The sequence below is a fragment of the Paenibacillus oryzisoli genome (assembly GCF_001653565.1).
Classification (GTDB): Bacteria; Bacillota; Bacilli; order Paenibacillales; family NBRC-103111; genus Paenibacillus_E; species Paenibacillus_E oryzisoli.
In genome coordinates this window covers 298,750-317,732 of record NZ_LYPB01000092.1, presented here as the reverse complement: position 1 = coordinate 317,732, position 18,983 = coordinate 298,750, and the positions used below count along the sequence as shown (strand labels likewise).

Here is an 18,983-nt window from a genome sequence, read left to right as displayed (position 1 = left end):
TTGCACTTAAAGTGTTTCAATCCCAATGCCCGTGTCGCGGAACTGCTGTGCCGTTTCCTCACTCAACCCGCTATCGGTTAGAATCATGGATACCTCCGAAAGGGATGCGAATGTTCGTAATGCACACTGTCCGAATTTGAAATGATCGATAACCCCATATACGGTTGCACTGGAGCTGATCAAGGCACGTTTATACTCAACAAGATCATTCGTATAGATCGTAAAGCCATGGAGCAGATGCACACCAGTGGCAGAAATAAACGATTTCTGAATGTTAAGACCACGCACATAGTCCACAGCTTCAGGTCCGGCAAGCATGTTGCGCAGACGATATCCGCCGGGCACGACAAGCCGAATCTCATCTTTATGGACAAGTTCGGAGATGATATATAAATCGTTAGTGACAACAGTAAGCGGCTGATTATCCAGCCGCCTAGCAATTTCAAGTGTTGTTGAGCCGCCATCCAATGCGATGATATCGCGAGGTTGGATGTATCGGAGTGCGAGAGAGGCAATCTCCGATTTTTTGTCAGCATGCTTGATATTCGGTTCTTTCGCAGAGAGAATGCCTAACTGATCACTTTGAGCTAGCATAGCACCGCCATGAATGCGGATAAGCAGCCCCTTTTCTTCCAGCTTGGCCAAATCCTCGCGAATGGTTTTTCCTGTTACTTCAAGACGTTCACTCAACTCATTCACAGTAACTTCTTTCTGAGCGAGCAGAACTTCCATGATCGTTTCATATCTGCGTAAAGGATTCACCTTAGTTTCATCCGTTCTTCTAATGAGATTACCGATTATTTCAAATCTTGCATAGCAACTGCATCCATATCGTTGAACATTTGATTCTCGCCAGCCATACCCCAGATAAATGTGTAGTTGTTCGTACCTACACCGCTGTGAATGGACCAACTTGGTGAGATAACCGCTTGCTCATTGCGCATAACAACGTGACGTGTTTGTTGCGGCTCGCCCATCATGTGGAAGACAACCGCATCTTCTGGCATATCAAAGTAGAAGTAAACCTCAGAACGACGGTTGTGTGTATGCGATGGCATTGTATTCCACATGTTACCTGGTTTTAATAGTGTCATACCCATAACGAGTTGACAGCTTTGAACGCCGTCCAAGTGGATGTATTTATAAATTGTACGCTCATTAGACGTATTGATGCTGCCCAGGTGAGCAGGTGTCGCTTCGCTGATTGCAACTTTAACAGTTGGGTACGTCGTGTGAGCTGGTGTGGAGTTGAAGTAGAATTTGGCTGGATTGGCTGCATCATCGCTTGCGAAAGAAATTTCTTTGGAACCTAGACCGATGTAAATACAATCTTTGGAATCCATTGTATATGCTGTACCATCGACAGTAATTGTCCCTCTAGCACCAACATTGATAATACCAATCTCGCGGCGCTCTAAGAAATAGTCAGCAGCCATTTCTTTGGTGTCAGCTTCTAATTGAAGCGTTTGTGTTGTTGGCAGAACGCCGCCAATGATGAAACGATCAACGTGGGAGTATACTAATGTCACTTGGTTTTCAGTAAATAGAGATTGAATTTGAAATTCTGCTTGCAGGCGTTCAGTATCAAATTGCTTAACTTCATTCGGGTGGGATGCATAGCGAATATCCATGGGTTAATCTCTCCTTAGAGTTGGTTTATTTATGTTGATATACGTTCATATAGGTTTAATTTACTCCATAAGGGAAATGAAAGCAAGATGAACTTACGAAGAGTTTCAAAAAAAGCCAATGTGGTGAATAAAGACTAAACGAATTGCACAAAACAATCAAACGAGTGGACATTTGGGAAAGAAGGTGTGTTCCAATGGATAAAAGTCACTATTTCGATCGTGTATGCAATGATACAATTCCAACTCAGCCTGATGAGGAAGATACGACTCCAACGGATATGATTAGTGAAGCTGTGGCAGAAATCGTGGATAATTTGCGACATTCATTCTCGAACGATGACGACAACGAAGGAATAGAGTGAGAATTCAATTCCATCTGATTGAAGATAAATCCCTTCCTCGCGAAGGGATTTTATTTTCGTGTACAGGGGAGTACAATGACAGTAAGAACGGATACAAAGGAGTTACCGATGCCACAATCGACACGATTATTTCCCGCTTTGTTGCCGGAGCATCCCTGTCATCCACAGGTGGTCGCTTATTATTTTAAACAATGGCAAGGTTTTCATATGCCCTTTCATCGTCATGATGCGACAGAAATTATGTATACGATTCAAGGGTTCTGTGAAGTAGAGATACAGCTTTCCTCAACACGAACTGAGCGGGTTAGGTTAAAAAAAGGGGAGTTCATACTCCTCAATGCAAATGTTTCGCATCGTCTTATTGTTGAAGATGAGGAGCCGTGTCGCATGCTCAATGTGGAATTTCGCTTAACGCCGCATCAAGGCGTGATGCCCTCCTTGCAACTACTTGCCGCGGACGAGAAGCAGCTGAACTCTTTATTGGAGGTTCAGAGCCCTTATTTGGTGCTGCGGGATCCTGATGAAGTTTATCATGTGATGAAAAGTTTGGTGCTCGAGCTAGATAAACAGGCTGACAAGAGCGAGAGCATGATTCAACTCTTAATTGCGCAACTGTTGATCCGAATCGCGCGATTAAGTCGTGAATCTGCCAATAGCAGTGTGGTACAAAGCGAATGGTATGTGAAGAAAAGCATGGATTATATGCACCAGAATTATGATCGTGAGATTCAAGTGAAAGAAATAGCGGGGGCTGTGAACTTACATCCAGGCTACTTACAACGGGTATTCAAAACGGTAACAGGACAAACCCTAATGACATACTTAACGGAAATCAGAATGGAAAAAGCACAAATGTTGTTGCTCGAAACAGACATTCCGATCGCAGATATTTCGGATTATATTGGCGTGGGCAGCCGGCAGTATTTTCATATGCTGTTCAAAGCGCATACGAACTTAACGCCTACGGAGTATCGTAAGTCAATAAACACACACAAACATATGTATCCCGAAGGAAGTTAGAATTTTTGACATTTGGAGAACAATCAAGTTAGGAATTTGATAACGGTTTCTCTCTATTGCTTGATACAATGTGAGCGTAGACGAAGTGATAGAGAGGGCGATAAATATGGCATTTAAGGTAGCGTTTATTGGCGCAGGGAGTATTGGATTTACACGTGGACTACTTCGAGATTTATTAGCTGTACCCGAATTTCATAATATTCAAGTGGCTTTTACAGACATTAATTCGCACAATTTAGAGATGGTAACAGAGCTGTGTCAACGTGATATCCATGAGAATGGCTTATCGATTGAGATCCAAGCCACAACGGATCGCAGGGAAGCACTAGAAGGGGCCAAATATGTGCTTTGTACAATACGAGTAGGTGGTCTAGAGGCTTTTGCAACAGATGTGGATATTCCCTTGAAATATGGTGTCGATCAATGCGTAGGGGACACATTATGTGCAGGTGGCATCATGTACGGTCAACGCGGCATTTCTGAAATGCTTCGCATTTGCCAAGATATTCGCGAAGTCGCTGCGCCAGATGTTACGTTGTTAAATTACGCCAACCCAATGGCCATGCTAACATGGGCCTGTAACAAATATGGCGGTGTTCGTACAATTGGTCTTTGCCACGGCGTCCAGCATGGCCATCATCAAATTGCAAACGTGTATGGCTTGGATAAGAAAGACGTGGACATTATCTGTGCAGGCATTAACCATCAAACCTGGTATATCCAAGCTTCCCATGAAGGGAAGGATTTGACGGCAGGCCTGTTAGAAGCATTTGAAAATCATGCCGAGTATGCACGAACAGAGAAGGTTCGCATTGATATGCTGCGCCGCTTTGGCTACTACAGTACGGAGTCCAATGGCCATCTGAGCGAATATGTTCCTTGGTATCGGAAAAGGGCAAGCGAAATTGGAGATTGGATTGATATGGGGTCTTGGATTAACGGTGAAACAGGTGGATACTTGCGAGTGTGCACAGAGGGTCGACGTTGGTTCGAAACGGATTTCCCGAATTGGATGAAGGATCCGGCATTCGTTTATGCGAGCGAGAAGCGAAGTGAAGAACACGGTTCCTACATTATCGAGGGCCTAGAAACAGGACGCGTCTACCGTGGTCATTTTAACTTGGTCAATAGGGGCGTGATTTCGAATTTACCCGATGATGCGATTATTGAAGCACCAGGCTATGTCGATCGCAACGGCATTTCCATGCCGCATGTTGGTGAACTGCCACTAGGACCAGCGGCGGTGTGTAATGTCTCCATTTCTGTTCAGCGCTTAGCCGTAGAGGCAGCAGTTCATGGAGATGATAAGCTGTTGCGTCAAGCTTTTATGATGGATCCGCTCGTAGGAGCTGTCTGCAATCCAAAGGAAATTTGGCAAATGGTTGACGAGATGTTAGTAGCACAAGAGGCATGGTTGCCGCAATATAGTGCCGCGATAGCTGAAGCCAAACAACGTCTTGCAGCGGGCAACCTCATTCCGACGCGTGAGTATGAAGGAGCTGCTCGTGTGAAGGTGAAAACGGTCGCTGATATGCAACAAGATCGTGAAGCAGCGAATAAGAACGCAGGTGAAGCAGACAAAGGAAAGGATCGTGCGTCGACAACAGCCTAATGTTCGTTTGTTTTCAAGTATGTTCATTTGGGTGCTTTTCGAGTATAATTGCTAGGTAAGTGAAGGGCTGCTTGCGGTCCTTCTTTTTTTATTTTGGATGGAAGCGTTGTATAACGAAAGGGGAAAGTCAGATGTCTAATATTGGCGTATGGGAAGCTGCAGAACCAGGCGTGACTCGCTGCATTTTGAAAGCAGAGGTAGGTTTAATGATGATGGAGGTTCACTTTGAACCTGGGGCCATTGGATATCAGCATAGCCATGTTCATGAACAAATGTCATATTGCTTAAAAGGTAAAATTGAATTCACAATCGATGGCGTTGTTACGGTTATTGAGCAAGGTCAAACGATTTATATACCAAGTGGGGCGAAGCATGGGGTTACCGCATTGGAGGACTCCGCACTTCTAGATGTATTTACACCGATTCGAGAAGATTTGGTAAAAAGATAACCATTTGCAGAGAGGGCTGAACGATATGCAAAATAGCGGTAAATTTGCTTGGACATGGACGATTCGCGAAGAAGATCTTGAGGAATATGTGAAGATGCACTTAGCTCCTTGGCCAGAAATTATGGAAGAACATAGTAAAGCGGGATTCCGAGATTACTCCATCTTTCAGAATGGCGCGCAATTTTTCTATGTATTCCTGTGTGATGATGTAGAAGCTGCGTTCGCTTATCTTGCAGAGAGTGATGCATGTAATCGCTGGAATGCCATAACGTCCAAAATGGTTGTAGGTTCCTTCGATTTCCGTGAAGCCGTACCGATTACGCCGATGCGTGAAGTTTTCTATCTCAAATAAAATGATAATTTGAGCAAGGATGTCTAGAGATGACTCTAGCATCCTTGTTTCATTTTCCGACTATTTACCAGAGCTGGAATACGGTGGTTTTGGGGGAATAGAAAGTTACTTGAAGTGCTACTAGGATTGGGATAGTATGAATAGCAGAGCAATTTTCGTTGAAAGGGACGTGAGAAATGAATAACCTCAACTTAACGTTATTATTGAAAGCATCACGATTTCGGGTTATTCCAGTCATGGTTATTCCCGTTGTTTTGGGCGGATTAGGATCTATCGTGTGGAATGATACATTTCATCCTTTTCTTTTTATTCTAACCTTCATTGGATCTATCGCTGCGCACTTATTCTCGAATATGATCAATGACTTATGGGATTTTCGCAATGGTATTGATACGGCAGCTATAGAAACAGCCTCAACGATTTCGACGAATTCAGGTTTCCTGGCCAATGGCACGATACCTGAGCGAACGTTTAGTTTTTTAACATGGTCATTTTTTGCTATAGCACTTATTTGTGGTCTGATCTTAAGTATTAGCAGCGGTTGGCTCGTTCTTGTATTCGGTGGTTTAGGTGCTTTGATTGCCTATTTCTACGTGGCTCCGCCTATCAAATTTGGTTATCGCGGCAAGGGATATAGCGAGATTGCGATCTTGCTTTCATTTGGTGTTCTACCAACACTAGGCAGTTATTACGTGCAGACCATGCAAGTAGATTATCGGCCCATTATGCTTTCTTTGCCAATCGGCTTATTGACTACCTTAATTTTATTTAATCATCATTTCCTTCACTGGAAAGCAGATCAAAGTGCGGGCAAGCGAACGTTAGTCGTTGTCTGGGGCGAGAAGCGAGCACTCGTATTCTCCAAATTTTTATTTGCATTGTCATATCTGAGTTTGATTTTGTGCGTAGGGATGGATGTGTTCCCTTACTATACCCTTCTAGCACTAGTGACAGCCGTGCCATTTTACAGGGTATATCGTAGTTTGAAGTCAGAGAATCCTTCTCCTGCCTATCTGCCTTTAATGGGTGCATCGCTCCAAGCAACAACTAGGGGCGGCTTAATCATGATGTTGGCATTGGTCGTACAAGCTATTATTCAATAAACTAATCACAACAAAGTGAGGTCATACGAGATGAGCAAACAATGGACAATTGGTGATTTTCACACGATCTTATCGGAAGGTGAAGTTTGGAAAATAGGTGGATTCCCGATGCCGGATGGCTCCTTCTGGGAATTCAGAGAACCGAATGCGACGATTATTGTTCGTAACGGCATTCTGTATGCACGTGCGACGCTTAGCCGCAAAAATGACTATGTTCAGTTTCTAGATAACGCGAAGCATATGTATTATTCTGCTCAAGAGGTGGAAGTGCCCGAAGAAGGAGAAATTTCCTTCGAGCTACAGATCCGTGCACGCACGCAGAACACAGAGCCCAATGATTTGTATGATGGCTTCGTTTCCTTGAATTTGCTTGATTTTACAACAGGTGCAGCGCTGGATTTCTTTGCGGGCAATGATAAATATGCGAGTGTATATGCGGTGCTTCCGTTCCCTGGTGTACAAGTGCCAGAGACGGACAAAACGCGATTCTTCTGTATTTTCAAAGAGGAAACAGATTTCCAACCACGTGAGTTCAATACGTACAAAATTACGTATCAGCGCGGGAATGACGAAGTCATTTTCTATGTGAATGGTGTGGAAGTGCGGCGTGAAAAGAATGTACCGATCAAATTCAATCGTTTTACAGTTGCCTTAGGCATGATGACCGAGAAGGATTTAACACCGCAAGGCAGTGTTTCCTTACATGGGCAGACAATTATCGGTGAGTGGTCGCCTGTAACGGTTACAGTAACGGAATAAGAGGATGAATACTGAAGAGTCCGAACTTCATTAATGAAGTCGGGCTCTTTTTTGCACGCTCCTGCCTATGGGTGAATACACTGGAGTACTCGGCGATTAGGCTTCTTAGGAGGTACAGGTATGCGGAAATACACAGTCAAACAGGATCCTCGCGATTTTCGTGATTTCACATACAGGAGTGTCAATTATATTCGGGAATCGCAATTGCCAAAGAGAATCGATTTGCGAAGCAAACTCTCTCCGATCGTCAATCAAGGATCTCTGGGTTCATGTACTTCCAATGCTATTGTAAGTGGACTGCGAGAGTTCTGGCTGCGCGCGGAGGAAGAGAACCCAACACGTTTATCACGTCTATTCCATTACTGGCATGAACGTGAGCTTGAGAACACGATTGACCAGGACGCAGGGGCTACAATCCGTGATGGGCTCAAAGTACTTCATAAAACAGGTGTATGCCCAGAGGAAGTATGGCCTTATGAGATTGCAAATTTTCGTAATACACCGAATTATGAAGCGGAGACACTTGCTAGATATTATCGTATTGACGGTTATCATCGCATCCATGATTTAGCCGGAATAAAGGCTTCGCTCGCGGATGGATCGCCTGTGGTATTTGGTATATGGCTCTACGCCTCATTCGAGAATAAGACAGCATCAACAACGGGTAAGATTCCTTACCCCAATCGGAAGAAAGAAAGACTTCTTGGCGGTCATGCGCTGCTTGCTGTTGGGTATAGGGATGGTAAGGACAAAGGAAAAGGTGTCATTATAGCTCGTAACTCATGGGGAACGGCGTGGGGAGATGCAGGTTATTGCTACATTCCTTATTCTTTTTTCAGAAATAAATCACTGACTTTTGATTACTGGACTGGCAAATAAATATGTTTGATTAGAGGAGGCCTTTTGCAATGATGACTGTGGAAGATGCGAACAAGATAATAGCTTTCTTGTCTGCTGCCTATTTCGCGACCTCAGATCCGGAAGCACAGAAGGAATTTAATCGACTAGCGAATGAAGTGAGAAAAGCATCAGGACAACCGCCGCAATGAGTATAAACGGTGCAAAATTAATGAAGCGAGGGACGGCACTCATGCCAAAAGACCGACTGAGATTGCTTATTCTCATATTATTCGTATTGCTTATCCTATTTCTTAGTTTATTCATATGACAAAGAGTAAACAGCCGCTGCGTAGGCTTCGCAGCGGCTGTTTGGCGTTCAAAAACCTTTGTATTGTGGCTCTTCATTCTCTAGTTGCTGAACCCGACCCGCAACTTGATCAACGATTTGCTGCGTGGATTGGGCGGCGGCCTCATACAATTGCTTAGCCTCTTGATTTTGTGTGCTTAGGGCGAAAGTTTCAAGACTGGCTTGGGCACTTTTTAAAGATGCTAAGGTTGTTTTTACGTCTGATGCTACTGTCATATCGTAAACACTCCTCTTTCTTAATCATGGATTTAGGGCAGATGTCTTGCACCTGCTTTGGTTTGCGATTGTTAATATACCCGTGATTGAAGAGACTCATGTTAACAAATAAATCCAATTTAGCGCAATAATAGTTAGGGTCCAAATGGCACATAATGTAGATATTGAAAGTTGAAGAAGGGGGAGGAATGGTGTGCCGGACTGGATACTTATTGCGATACGAGCCTTAAGTACCTTAATGTTTCTGTTCGTATTAACACGGATTCTAGGTAAAAAACAAATTTCTCAGCTCACTTTCTTTGAATATGTCATTGGCATAACGCTTGGAGATCTAGCTGGGAACATCTCAACCGATGTCGAAGCTAATTATGTACATGGTGTAATTGCAATATTGGTATGGGTGCTTGTTCCTTTCGTGTTGGAAATCTTCACCTTAAAGAGCAAGACGCTACGCTTATGGTTTGAAGGCAATGGACGAGTTCTCATTAAGGATGGGAAGATCCTAGAAGGTAATTTAAAAAAAGAACGCTACACAGGTGATGAATTACTCGAACAGTTGCGTACGAAAGGGGTATTTCGGGTGGCGGATGTGGAATTCGCGATGCTGGAGTCCAGTGGTGATTTGAGTATTCTGCTGAAGACAGAGAATCAACCGTTAACCCCTAAGCATATAGGCCTAAAGAAGGTAATTGAGAAACCCACGCAAGCGGTTATTATGGACGGAGTAATTCAAAATGAGCCCTTAGCTGCGGCAGGAAAAGGCCGAGGTTGGCTGCAAATGGAGCTTGAAAAATTGGGAGTAGCGAAAGAAAATGTTTTTCTTGGACAAGTAGATACAGATGGTCAATTAACTGTTGATCTTTTTGATGACAAATTAGTTATACCTGCATCTACTGAACGACCTGCCGTACTAGCATGTTTGAAGAAATGTGAGGCAGATCTCGAGTTATACTCCTTAACGACGCAAAATGCTAAGGCTAAGCAGTTGTATGAAACATGTTCCATTCAGTTAACACAAGTTATTCAGCAAGTACATACGATTCTCAGAGCTTAGGTTTTGAGGGAATAGGAGATAGTCATGCCTAACAACAAGAAGAAAAACTTAACGATGACCCAACAGGAGTACCAGAAACTAGCTAAGGAACAGGAACCTAAACGACCTGTACTCAAAAATTGCGTCAGAGCCTTTCTGGTAGGTGGGACCATCTGCTTAATCGGTGAATGCTTTATGCATATGTTCATAAATTGGTTCGGATTTACAGAGAAGACTGCCGGCAATCCGACTGTGGCTGTCATGATCATTATCTCGGTTATTTTAACAAGCTTTGGCATCTACGACAAAATTGCACAGTGGGCAGGCGGCGGAACTTCCGTCCCTGTAACAGGTTTTGCGAATTCACTATGTTCTGCGGCGATTGAACACCGTGCGGAAGGTCTTGTGTTAGGGGTTGGCGGTAACATGTTTAAATTAGCGGGTTCTGTTATCGTATTCGGAACTGTGGCGGCCTTTTTTGTAGGGATCGCACATCTGATCTTCACGGGGGGCTGACGAGATGCTGAAGGGGCACCAAAGCTGGTTATTTGAGAATCGGCCTGTCATTCTTTCGACAGGCACTGTTGTGGGACCTGATGAAGCGAAGGGACCGCTTAATGAAGATTTCGATATTGTCCACGGTGATTTAACACTTGGTCAAAAAACGTGGGAGAAGGCTGAAAAAGCGCTTCTAGAAGAAGCGGCTCAGCTTGCACTGAAGAAGGCCGGTCTTACCGACGGCCAAATCCAATTCTATGTTGGCGGGGATCTGATGAATCAGATCATCTCCAACACGTTCGCTGCGCGGACATTGAATATCCCTTACCTAGGGATATTCGGTGCATGCTCCACGTCGATGGAAGGGCTGGCGCTAGCCGCTCAACTCATCGACTCTGGCGCAGCCAATCATGTCATGGCTGGCACGTGCAGCCATAACTGCACGGCGGAGAAGCAGTTCCGTTATCCCACGGAATATGGGTCGCAGAAGCCGCCGACGGCGCAGTATACAGTCACCGGAGCTGGTGTCGCCGTACTCGGGAAGAGCGGAGACGGTCCGGTCGTCACCGCGGCCACGATCGGACGTATCGTGGATATGGGGATCACGGACCCCTTTAATATGGGCGCTGCGATGGCGCCTGCCGCTGTCGACACGATCCAAACACATTGCCGTGAATTGAATCGCGAACCCTCCTATTACGATCTCATCGTGACAGGCGATCTTGCTGCAGTTGGAACGAGCATTGCGCGCGAACTCTTCCATAAGCATCAATTCCCAATCGAACAGACCACCTATAGTGATTGTGGATTAATGATCTTTGATCGAGAAACGCAAACGGTACAAGCAGGAGGAAGTGGTTGCGGATGCTCTGCTACAGTTACCTATGGACATTTATTAAAACGCATGGCAAAGGGAGAACTGAAACGAATTCTCGTTGTTGCTACTGGGGCCTTGCTTTCACCGATTTCTTTTCAACAAGGTGAGAGTATTCCTTGTATCGCACATGCTGTTTCCATAGAGTCTGGAGGATTATACCTATGAGCTTTTTTTGGGCATTTGTTGTTGGAGGAGCCATCTGTGTACTGGGGCAATTAATGATGGACGTTGGTAAATTAACACCCGCCCATACGATGAGTACGTTGGTTGTGCTAGGGGCCATCGCCGATGGCTGCAATTTATATGAACCACTGATAGCCTTTGCTGGTGCTGGTGCGACGGTACCGATCACGAGCTTCGGAAATGCGCTTGTTCATGGGGCGCTGGAAGAGTTGCATAAAGATGGCTATATAGGCATTATTACAGGCATTTTCAAAGTGACCAGTGCGGGTATATCCGCCGCGATCATTTTCTCCTTTTTAGCTGCCTTGTTTGTGAAACCTAAGGGTTGAAATGAAGGGTACGGAAGGCTAAATATTTGGTGAACACAGGCGCCGCGAGGCGTCTTTTTCTTTTGCATAGAGGAGTAGTTGTCTAAGGCACATTTACGTGGTTAATTTTAACAAATAACTTTAGAGGATTTACAAGTATACGGAAGAAAAACTTTCCTGTAAACTAGATTTACGTACATTTTGTTTGTTTTCTGAGCGAAACAGAAGATGAATCAGGTTCGTACAAATAAGCATAGTTTACGATACAAGTTATCAGCGGAAATTCTGTATTGCTTACGAAACAAGTTTTGCAAGCAAAACTCTAAGGAGGATCAACACATGGAAACTGCCACTCAGCGTCATGTAGAAGTACTAGCTAGGCTGAAATCAAATTTGGAATCATGTATTCTTGGCAAAAGTGCCGAAATTGAATTGTTGCTTACTGCGATGTTGGCAGGTGGTCATGTTTTGCTTGAGGATGTCCCAGGGACAGGTAAAACCGTACTCATTAAAGCGCTGGCGAAATCGATCAACGGGCAATTTCGCCGTATCCAGTGTAACCCGGACTTATTGCCAACGGATATAACTGGCGTATCTATATATCACCCCAAAGAAGAGAAATTTCTTTTCCGATCGGGACCGATCATGACCAATATTTTACTCGTAGATGAGATTAACCGTGCCACAACCAAGACACAATCTGCTCTTCTTGAAGCGATGGAAGAACGACATATTACGGTTGATGGTGATTTGCATGAACTTCCATCCCCGTTCCTCATGCTGGCAACGCAGAATCCGATTGATTTTGAGGGAACGTATACATTGCCAGAGGCACAATTAGATCGTTTTATGATTAAGTTGAGCTTAGGTTACCCAAGTGAAGCCGCCGAGAAAATGATGATAGCTTCCCAAAGTAAAGTACATCCGATGGAAGCGCTTCATGCTATTATGGATACGAAGCAAGTTCTTGACATTCAAGAGCAGGTTCGCCAAATACATCTGGATGAAGCAGTAGCGGATTATTTAGTTACCATTTCGAGAAAAACACGGGAACATCACGCGGTTTTCCTCGGTGCGAGTCCACGGGCTACACTATCGTTGGTATTAGCGTCCAAAGCGTATGCCTTTCTACATGGTCGTGATTATGTCATCCCAGATGATATTAAATATTTAGCTCCCTTTGTACTGGGTCATCGTATGATCCTTCAAATGGAAGCGCGTATGGATGGTGTCAGTATTGCCTCTGTGCTCGCGACGATTTTTGAAGGAGTACGGGTTCCGGTAAGATTGGAGAAGTGAGCCTATGAAACGACCGGTATTCAAACGATTCGGGGAATTTCCTCGGCTTCCGGCACCATTTTGGCTACTTATGACCTGCTTGGTGGCTAGCTTGTTATTCATGTTATTTCAAGGTGGCAAGCTAGCTTCCATGTTGTTCATTACAATGACTTTTTTGGCGATCTATTTGCTTTCTGGGAATTGGAGCGGCATTAGACGTGTGCAAGGGACTCGGAAGTTTACCAATACCAGCGTTGAAGCTAAGTTGGAGGCAGGGCAATCTTTGCAGATTGGTCTCGGTGTTCAATTACCAGGCTATTGGCCAGTTCCCTATGTCATGATTAAAGACCAGCTAATCCGTCAGAACGGGGACGAATCTATTTTCGAAGGCTCGATCGTGCCAGACTGGAAACGTCGGGGTGAATTCACGTATAGCACGCCGCCACTGCGGAGAGGGTACTATCGTTTCGGAGAAACGGAATGCTTGACCGAAGACATATTTGGCTTCTTTCAGCACAAGGGTCGATTAGATCTGCAACAACCGATAACTGTGTATCCACAAACGGTTGCAATTCGTGAATGGGCGCAATTTCATCAAATGCTCAAAGGCATGCAGCATCACTCAACGGCGACGAGCGCACATCGGGAAACGACGCAAATTAATGGCGTTCGTGAATATATTTATGGCGATCGACTTTCGCGTATTCACTGGAATGCGACTGCGAAGACAGGAACTTGGAAATCGAAAGAGTTCGAGCGAGAATCGCTGCCGAAAACCATCATTTTGTTGGATCGAACTGCTCGAGCATACCGCGATGCTGCAGAATTTGAATTAGCTGTTTCAGTTGCGGCTTCCTTATTCCGATACGGAACTGGACGTGAAATGGCACTTGGTTTATTGTCGATCGGCAAGGAATTTACTTATTTTGAACCGAAGCACAGTCAGCATCATTACAAGGAAATTGTTAAACATCTCGTTGGTGTTGATGCGGATGGGCATCAGACCCTTGGCCAGATAATGAAGGAACGCTCAAAGGATTGGCCCGCAGGAAGTTTAATTGTACTCATTTCACCGCAAAAAGGGAGTGCAATGCTGCAGATGTTCCAGCAAATGGCGCTTCTTCAAATGAAGCCATGTCATATTTGGGTTCATACGCAAGAAGATCAAGCTTTCCGTCCCCAAGGTGTGGATCGTATTTCCGCTCATGAGGATTATATCAAGGCGATTCGCTCGCAAGGCTATATGGGGTATGAAGTCTGTCAATTAACGGACTTGCCCAACCTTTTGGGAGGGGCGAAACGGTATGCCTAATACATGGTGGAGCAGAATTCTACTCAAGGATTGGGCGATGCGTGTTTCTGCGATATTCGTGGGGATATTCCTTTACCAATTTCTGATTTGGATAATGAAAGAAGATGGCTTGTGGCTTCCAGAAACGGTTTCTTTCGTTACTTGGACCATCGTCCTTACAACAGCGACTTACTGTATTCCCAAAATAAAAGACGGATGGCGAGCGTTTCTCCAATTCGTTCTTATTATTTGGTTCCATGGCTTGAGTATGGGTTATCACTGGGTAGCTGTACAGATTACAACATGGAAAGAAGCACTTCGTTTCATCGGACAGAATGCGGGGCAGCTTGAACCTTATATTTGGTTTAGCTTGGGAGCATGGATCATTTATTTATTCGCCATGTGGTCCATTCAATCGAGATTTCGCATTGTGGTCCTTATCTTTGTTAGCATTTTGTTTTTTGCAGTTCGTGATTCCTTCAGTATGATTTTTCTATGGCCACAAGTAGCGATGATAATGCTTTGTGGATTCTTGCTCTTAATTGTGAGGCATTTCTCCCAACTTAAGAAGAAAGCGCCAGACGTTTGGGAAACGATTTCCGATTATCCGTCATCATTCACCGTTCCTATTCTTATTCTAATCGGTGTGATTACTTTAGCAGGCATATTCGCTCCGACCGTCAATCCTATACTGACAGATCCTTATACAGCTTGGAAAGTGAGTCGTGGAGAATCCGTGCCTTTGCTCGGCAAAGGTGTTAGCATTGCCACATCAACCGCAGATGCCTCATCCGGCTATAGTCGAGATGACAGCCGCCTCGGTGGCGGGTTCCGGTTTGATTACACCCCGGTGATGACTGTTGAATCCACCAAACGGACCTACTTTCGAGGGGAAACCCGATCCATGTATAACGGTAAAGGGTGGGAGCTTGGCCCAACGGAGAAGAGGCTGCCTGCATACCGCGTGAATTTAAATCCCTTGCCGTTAGATCCACGATTTGATGTGTCGCAATTGAAGACGCAAGAAGTTACACAAAGTGTCGTGATGGATCGAGATGAGACATTCCCGGTTTTATTCGGGGGTTATGCGATTCAGAAGATCGTAGAAATTAATCAAGGTGAGAATCCATTCCAACGTATCATATGGACACCGCGACAGTCGGAACTTCGATTTACGGGACGAACGAATTATCCCAAGGACTATTCGATCGTTGTCCAAGAGCCGATTCTAGAGGAAGATTTATTACGCCAAACGCAGCAAGATTTCACAAATAAGCCGGAATGGGCTGAATATTTACAAGTACCCGTGGATTTACCAGAGCGAGTGAAGCAATTAGCACTGGATATTACGAAATCTGCGACCAATCCGTATGATAAAGCTAAGCTGATCGAGAAGTATTTATCCGAACATTATCCTTATACGAATACGCCGGATGAAACGAAAGGGAAGAGCAAAGATTTCGTGGATCGTTTCTTATTCGAAGTGAAGCAAGGATATTGTGACTATTACTCGACAGCAATGGCCGTACTCACTAGGTCGCTTGGCTTACCTACGCGATGGGTGAAAGGCTATTCTTCAGGCGCTTCTTCTATCGCTGATGACATCCGCGATCAGGGGATATTAAGTCAATTAGGAGCAACGATTGATCTTGATGGTGCTGGTACTTACACGGTCCGCAACTCAGATGCACATTCTTGGGTAGAAGTTTATTTTGAAGGTTTTGGCTGGATTTCTTTTGAGCCAACCTCAGGGTTTGCATTGCCGAATGTCTTCCCTGAAGCAGCACCTGTTGTCGAAGATGTACCGACAGATACAGAAACGACCACTGTGCCTGAAGAAACGACGGAAGCCGCAAGTTTTACTTGGCTCTGGCTTACACTAAGTGGCGTTGTTGTTGCAGCACTTCTTAGTGTCGCTGTATTCTTCATCCTTAGAAGCGAAGCATGGCATAATTGGCGTGCACGCAGGAAGCAGCTGCAAGTTGTGAATTTTAATCAGAAAATTATCGTTGAATTTGAAAAAATGCTCCGTGCTTGTCGTCGTAGAGGGTACACCCGATATGAGTTTGAAACAGTACGTGAAGCAACAACAAGATGGTCAACACAGAGTAAATGGATGAAGAAAGAATTGGATGCATTAATTGAACTGTTTGAACGTGCCAAATACAGTCAACTTGCCCTGTCTGAAGTCGAATATCAACAGGCGAACCAGTTGATTGTTCGTGTCAGAGAACAAATTAAATGATGAACCGAAGCCACTCTCTTATTAATGAGGGTGGCTTCCATATGAGAGGAGATTTATTACATGGCCTTTATTGATTGTCATTTTCATTCAGAATCCCTTGGTGTTGCAGCATCCATGCATGTTATCTTACCTCAAGTTGCCAAAAGTCAAATCGGACTCGCTTCACATGCTTATGGTATGAAACATCCTACTTTACTTTTACTGCATGGTTTATCGGATGACCATACCATTTGGATGCGTAGAACATCCATTGAACGCTATGCTTCCCAGCATGGTATTGCGGTGGTTATGCCAGCTGTGAACCGCAGCTTTTATGCCGATATGGCGGCAGGCCCGAAATATTGGGAGTTCATTAGCGAAGAATTACCTGTGTTAGCAAGATACTTTTTTCCCTTAGCCGATGAGCGTGAGCTGAATTACGTAGCAGGTCTCTCCATGGGTGGATATGGTGCGATGAAGTTGGCGCTTTCACATCCTAATCGGTATGCAGCGGGAGCGAGCTTATCCGGTGCTGTAGATATCGTTGAACGTGCAGCAGCATTTCCGAACGATTTTAAATTGATTTATGGCGATGTGACGACGATCCGCAATAGCCCTAACGATTTGTTCTATCTCGCCAATCAACTTGTTGCTAGTGAACAAGAACGACCTAAGCTCTATCAGTGCTGTGGCACTGAGGATTTTCTGTATGAAGATAACCTTCGATTCCGGGACCATTGCCTTGCTCAAGGGTTGGAGACTACCTATGAAGAAGAGTCGGCCACACATGAATGGGGATATTGGGATCACAAAATTCAGCGTGTATTAAACTGGTTGCCATTGCCTACAAGAGAATAGAGAGAAAATATGTTCTTTTCTTTTTGCAACAAACGAGGCTCTGTGATATAGTTTCACGTATATGTCAAGGAAGCAGTTGGAGGGAAGTTGTTTGCTGAAAAAGCTTGTACCCAGACAGTCTGTTCATACAATTTATGATATTGATGCCAATCACCTGTGGGGATTCGGTATTCGCGGAATTATAACGGATCTTGATAATACACTTGTCGGTGCACGTGATCCACATGCGACACCTGAGTTAATAGTATGGCTGAATCATCTGCAACAGATCGGATTCAAAGTTGTTATTGTGTCGAACAACCACCATAACAGGGTTTCGACCTTTGCAAAGCCACTGGGCATTCCGTTTATTCACCGTGCCAAAAAACCGACGAATGCTTCCTTCCATAAAGCGATGAAGTTGCTTGGAACGAATGCGCGACAGACGACCGTTATCGGTGATCAAATGCTGACCGATGTACTTGGCGGCAATCGAATGGGGCTATATACGATCCTCGTTCAACCCATCTCAAGAAAAGATGAAGGCTTCTTCACGAAAGTGAACCGCCAAATTGAGAAATGGGCTCTAGCAAGGATGAAGAAATAGGGAGGTTTCATGCGTACAGAAACAATAGGAAATTGTGCGGGTTGCGGCATTGGGCTGCAAACAGAAGATAAAACAAAACTGGGCTATATTCCAGAGGCTGCCTTGCAGAAGGAGCCTTTGATTTGCCAGCGTTGTTACCGAATTAAGCATTATAATGAGTCTTCAAGTATTACCTTGGAGCAAGACGACTTCCTGAAATTATTAGGACATGTTGGACAAACGAAGGCGTTAGTCGTGAAAATCGTGGATATTTTTGATTTTGAAGGCAGTATGATTAGCTCGCTTGCCCGATTTATCGGAAACAATCCTGTCTTACTCGTTGTGAACAAGATCGATTTGTTGCCGAAGGTGACGAATGCGAACAAAATCATTAACTGGGTACAGCGTCGCGTGAAGGAAGAGAATCTCAAAGTTGTGGATATCGTGCTGTGCAGCGCGAAGAAAAACATCGGTTTTGATCGTGTTATTTCGGCTGTACAAGAATATCGTGGCAACATGGACGTATATGTGGTTGGTGCAACGAACGTAGGGAAATCGACCCTTATCAATCGTCTGATCAGTGATTATAGTGATCTGGAAGCCGAATTGACAACATCGCAATATCCGGGAACTACACTCGATTTAGTTAAAATCCCACTGGATGACGGGAAGTTCATTATCGATACACCTGGGATTGTGTACAAGCATCGTCTGACGGAAATCGTGAAGAAGCGTGATTTATCACCGCTAATGCCGGATAAACCGCTTAAACCGATGGTATTTCAATTGAATGAGGCACAAACGTTATTTTTCGGTGCGCTAGTTCGTTTTGATTTTATTCAAGGTGAGCACCAATCCTTCACGATATACACGTCGAATGCGATTCAGATTCATCGTACGAAACTCGAGAAAGCGGATCAGTTATATGAAGATCATAAGGGTGTCATGTTGACGCCTCCGGCGCAAGCGGATCTTGAAGAACTGCCGAAGTTGGTCAAACATCCGTTGCACATTCCGAAGGGGAAACAGATGGATGTGCTGATTTCAGGGTTAGGCTGGATTAAAGTGAATAGTCTAGCTGGCGCGAGTCTTGCTGTTCATGCACCGAAAGGTATTAAAGTCATTACACGGGAGTCGTTGATTTAGGAGGCAAACGG

The 18,983-nt window shown here is 44.5% G+C and carries 22 protein-coding genes; 19 read left to right on the top strand and 3 right to left on the bottom strand.

Features of this window, described 5'->3' with window-relative positions; genetic code table 11:
- Positions 1–6: 6 nt before the first annotated feature.
- Together A8708_RS32845 and kduI are read right to left on the bottom strand one after the other, a co-directional pair.
- Positions 7–762 carry a DeoR/GlpR family DNA-binding transcription regulator gene (locus A8708_RS32845; RefSeq protein WP_068670952.1) on the bottom strand — a complete coding sequence of 252 codons (756 nt, stop codon included), beginning with the start codon at positions 760–762 and terminating at the stop codon, positions 7–9.
- A 35-nt stretch (positions 763–797) separates the two neighbouring features.
- Positions 798–1,631, bottom strand: coding sequence for a 5-dehydro-4-deoxy-D-glucuronate isomerase (kduI, locus tag A8708_RS32840; RefSeq protein WP_068670950.1), 834 nt, complete (start codon positions 1,629–1,631; stop codon positions 798–800).
- Between the two features lie 194 nt (positions 1,632–1,825).
- Here kduI and A8708_RS35720 point away from each other — a divergent pair, with 194 nt between their 5' ends.
- The 9 genes from A8708_RS35720 (at position 1,826) to A8708_RS32800 (ending at position 8,337) form a co-directional block, all read left to right on the top strand.
- On the top strand, positions 1,826–1,993 hold the full coding sequence (locus A8708_RS35720; RefSeq protein WP_157265157.1) for a hypothetical protein: 168 nt from the start codon (positions 1,826–1,828) through the stop codon (positions 1,991–1,993).
- A gap of 75 nt (positions 1,994–2,068) precedes the next feature.
- A complete protein-coding gene (locus A8708_RS32835; RefSeq protein WP_338044255.1) occupies positions 2,069–3,013 on the top strand; it encodes an AraC family transcriptional regulator in 945 nt (314 codons plus the stop codon).
- A 106-nt stretch (positions 3,014–3,119) separates the two neighbouring features.
- Entirely contained in the window at positions 3,120–4,625 is a 1,506-nt protein-coding gene (gene melA, locus A8708_RS32830) for an alpha-glucosidase/alpha-galactosidase (RefSeq protein ID WP_068670948.1), read from the top strand.
- Between the two features lie 131 nt (positions 4,626–4,756).
- Positions 4,757–5,074 (top strand): cupin domain-containing protein, encoded by a 318-nt coding sequence (locus tag A8708_RS32825; protein WP_057314467.1) that lies wholly within the window; start codon positions 4,757–4,759, stop codon positions 5,072–5,074.
- 25 nt (positions 5,075–5,099) lie between these two features.
- Positions 5,100–5,426: an L-rhamnose mutarotase gene (locus A8708_RS32820; protein WP_068670946.1), complete on the top strand. Its 327-nt coding sequence runs from the start codon at positions 5,100–5,102 to the stop codon at positions 5,424–5,426.
- A gap of 176 nt (positions 5,427–5,602) precedes the next feature.
- A complete protein-coding gene (locus tag A8708_RS32815; RefSeq protein WP_068670944.1) occupies positions 5,603–6,529 on the top strand; it encodes a prenyltransferase in 927 nt (308 codons plus the stop codon).
- Between the two features lie 30 nt (positions 6,530–6,559).
- Positions 6,560–7,288 (top strand): DUF6081 family protein, encoded by a 729-nt coding sequence (locus A8708_RS32810; RefSeq protein WP_068670942.1) that lies wholly within the window; start codon positions 6,560–6,562, stop codon positions 7,286–7,288.
- A gap of 120 nt (positions 7,289–7,408) precedes the next feature.
- Positions 7,409–8,167 carry a C1 family peptidase gene (locus tag A8708_RS32805; RefSeq protein ID WP_068670940.1) on the top strand — a complete coding sequence of 253 codons (759 nt, stop codon included), beginning with the start codon at positions 7,409–7,411 and terminating at the stop codon, positions 8,165–8,167.
- 29 nt (positions 8,168–8,196) lie between these two features.
- A complete protein-coding gene (locus A8708_RS32800) occupies positions 8,197–8,337 on the top strand; it encodes an N-acetylmuramoyl-L-alanine amidase (RefSeq protein WP_068670938.1) in 141 nt (46 codons plus the stop codon).
- Positions 8,338–8,504: 167 nt separating this feature from the next.
- On the opposite strand, the gene A8708_RS32795 is transcribed toward A8708_RS32800, so the two are convergent.
- Positions 8,505–8,711: a DUF1657 domain-containing protein gene (locus A8708_RS32795; protein WP_068670936.1), complete on the bottom strand. Its 207-nt coding sequence runs from the start codon at positions 8,709–8,711 to the stop codon at positions 8,505–8,507.
- A gap of 193 nt (positions 8,712–8,904) precedes the next feature.
- Between A8708_RS32795 and A8708_RS32790 the strand changes: the two genes are divergently transcribed.
- The 10 genes from A8708_RS32790 (at position 8,905) to yqeH (ending at position 18,972) form a co-directional block, all read left to right on the top strand.
- Positions 8,905–9,765, top strand: coding sequence for a DUF421 domain-containing protein (locus A8708_RS32790; protein WP_338044254.1), 861 nt, complete (start codon positions 8,905–8,907; stop codon positions 9,763–9,765).
- Positions 9,766–9,789: 24 nt separating this feature from the next.
- Positions 9,790–10,260, top strand: coding sequence for a stage V sporulation protein AC (gene spoVAC / locus A8708_RS32785; protein ID WP_068670934.1), 471 nt, complete (start codon positions 9,790–9,792; stop codon positions 10,258–10,260).
- A 4-nt stretch (positions 10,261–10,264) separates the two neighbouring features.
- Positions 10,265–11,284: a stage V sporulation protein AD gene (spoVAD, locus tag A8708_RS32780; protein ID WP_068670932.1), complete on the top strand. Its 1,020-nt coding sequence runs from the start codon at positions 10,265–10,267 to the stop codon at positions 11,282–11,284.
- A complete protein-coding gene (gene spoVAE / locus A8708_RS32775; protein ID WP_068670930.1) occupies positions 11,281–11,631 on the top strand; it encodes a stage V sporulation protein AE in 351 nt (116 codons plus the stop codon). The genes spoVAD and spoVAE overlap by 4 nt, the downstream gene beginning before the upstream one ends.
- Before the next feature lie 318 nt (positions 11,632–11,949).
- Complete coding sequence (locus A8708_RS32770) at positions 11,950–12,909, top strand: AAA family ATPase (RefSeq protein WP_068670928.1); 960 nt, start codon at positions 11,950–11,952, stop codon at positions 12,907–12,909.
- Positions 12,910–12,913: 4 nt separating this feature from the next.
- A complete protein-coding gene (locus tag A8708_RS32765; protein ID WP_068670926.1) occupies positions 12,914–14,200 on the top strand; it encodes a DUF58 domain-containing protein in 1,287 nt (428 codons plus the stop codon).
- The gene (locus A8708_RS32760) at positions 14,193–16,424 is read left to right on the top strand and encodes a DUF4129 domain-containing transglutaminase family protein (protein WP_068670925.1); all 2,232 of its coding nucleotides are present in this window, start codon (positions 14,193–14,195) and stop codon (positions 16,422–16,424) included. Before A8708_RS32765 ends, A8708_RS32760 begins: the two co-directional genes overlap by 8 nt.
- Positions 16,425–16,484: 60 nt before the next feature.
- The gene (locus A8708_RS32755) at positions 16,485–17,261 is read left to right on the top strand and encodes an alpha/beta hydrolase (protein ID WP_068670923.1); all 777 of its coding nucleotides are present in this window, start codon (positions 16,485–16,487) and stop codon (positions 17,259–17,261) included.
- A 91-nt stretch (positions 17,262–17,352) separates the two neighbouring features.
- Entirely contained in the window at positions 17,353–17,847 is a 495-nt protein-coding gene (locus tag A8708_RS32750) for a YqeG family HAD IIIA-type phosphatase (protein ID WP_204787687.1), read from the top strand.
- Positions 17,848–17,856: 9 nt separating this feature from the next.
- Positions 17,857–18,972 (top strand): ribosome biogenesis GTPase YqeH, encoded by a 1,116-nt coding sequence (gene yqeH / locus A8708_RS32745; protein ID WP_068670922.1) that lies wholly within the window; start codon positions 17,857–17,859, stop codon positions 18,970–18,972.
- Positions 18,973–18,983: the final 11 nt, after the last annotated feature.

Excerpts from the sequence above, each read along its gene's own strand:
- kduI (WP_068670950.1), bottom strand. The coding sequence starts at position 1,631 with ATGGATATTCGCTATGCATCCCACCCGAATGAAGTTAAGCAATTTGAT.
- A8708_RS35720 (WP_157265157.1), top strand. The coding sequence starts at position 1,826 with ATGGATAAAAGTCACTATTTCGATCGTGTATGCAATGATACAATTCCA.
- A8708_RS32835 (WP_338044255.1), top strand. The coding sequence starts at position 2,069 with ATGACAGTAAGAACGGATACAAAGGAGTTACCGATGCCACAATCGACA.
- melA (WP_068670948.1), top strand. The coding sequence starts at position 3,120 with ATGGCATTTAAGGTAGCGTTTATTGGCGCAGGGAGTATTGGATTTACA.
- A8708_RS32825 (WP_057314467.1), top strand. The coding sequence starts at position 4,757 with ATGTCTAATATTGGCGTATGGGAAGCTGCAGAACCAGGCGTGACTCGC.
- A8708_RS32820 (WP_068670946.1), top strand. The coding sequence starts at position 5,100 with ATGCAAAATAGCGGTAAATTTGCTTGGACATGGACGATTCGCGAAGAA.
- A8708_RS32815 (WP_068670944.1), top strand. The coding sequence starts at position 5,603 with ATGAATAACCTCAACTTAACGTTATTATTGAAAGCATCACGATTTCGG.
- A8708_RS32810 (WP_068670942.1), top strand. The coding sequence starts at position 6,560 with ATGAGCAAACAATGGACAATTGGTGATTTTCACACGATCTTATCGGAA.
- A8708_RS32805 (WP_068670940.1), top strand. The coding sequence starts at position 7,409 with ATGCGGAAATACACAGTCAAACAGGATCCTCGCGATTTTCGTGATTTC.
- A8708_RS32800 (WP_068670938.1), top strand. The coding sequence starts at position 8,197 with ATGATGACTGTGGAAGATGCGAACAAGATAATAGCTTTCTTGTCTGCT.
- A8708_RS32795 (WP_068670936.1), bottom strand. The coding sequence starts at position 8,711 with ATGACAGTAGCATCAGACGTAAAAACAACCTTAGCATCTTTAAAAAGT.
- spoVAC (WP_068670934.1), top strand. The coding sequence starts at position 9,790 with ATGCCTAACAACAAGAAGAAAAACTTAACGATGACCCAACAGGAGTAC.
- spoVAD (WP_068670932.1), top strand. The coding sequence starts at position 10,265 with ATGCTGAAGGGGCACCAAAGCTGGTTATTTGAGAATCGGCCTGTCATT.
- spoVAE (WP_068670930.1), top strand. The coding sequence starts at position 11,281 with ATGAGCTTTTTTTGGGCATTTGTTGTTGGAGGAGCCATCTGTGTACTG.
- A8708_RS32770 (WP_068670928.1), top strand. The coding sequence starts at position 11,950 with ATGGAAACTGCCACTCAGCGTCATGTAGAAGTACTAGCTAGGCTGAAA.
- A8708_RS32765 (WP_068670926.1), top strand. The coding sequence starts at position 12,914 with ATGAAACGACCGGTATTCAAACGATTCGGGGAATTTCCTCGGCTTCCG.
- A8708_RS32760 (WP_068670925.1), top strand. The coding sequence starts at position 14,193 with ATGCCTAATACATGGTGGAGCAGAATTCTACTCAAGGATTGGGCGATG.
- A8708_RS32755 (WP_068670923.1), top strand. The coding sequence starts at position 16,485 with ATGGCCTTTATTGATTGTCATTTTCATTCAGAATCCCTTGGTGTTGCA.
- yqeH (WP_068670922.1), top strand. The coding sequence starts at position 17,857 with ATGCGTACAGAAACAATAGGAAATTGTGCGGGTTGCGGCATTGGGCTG.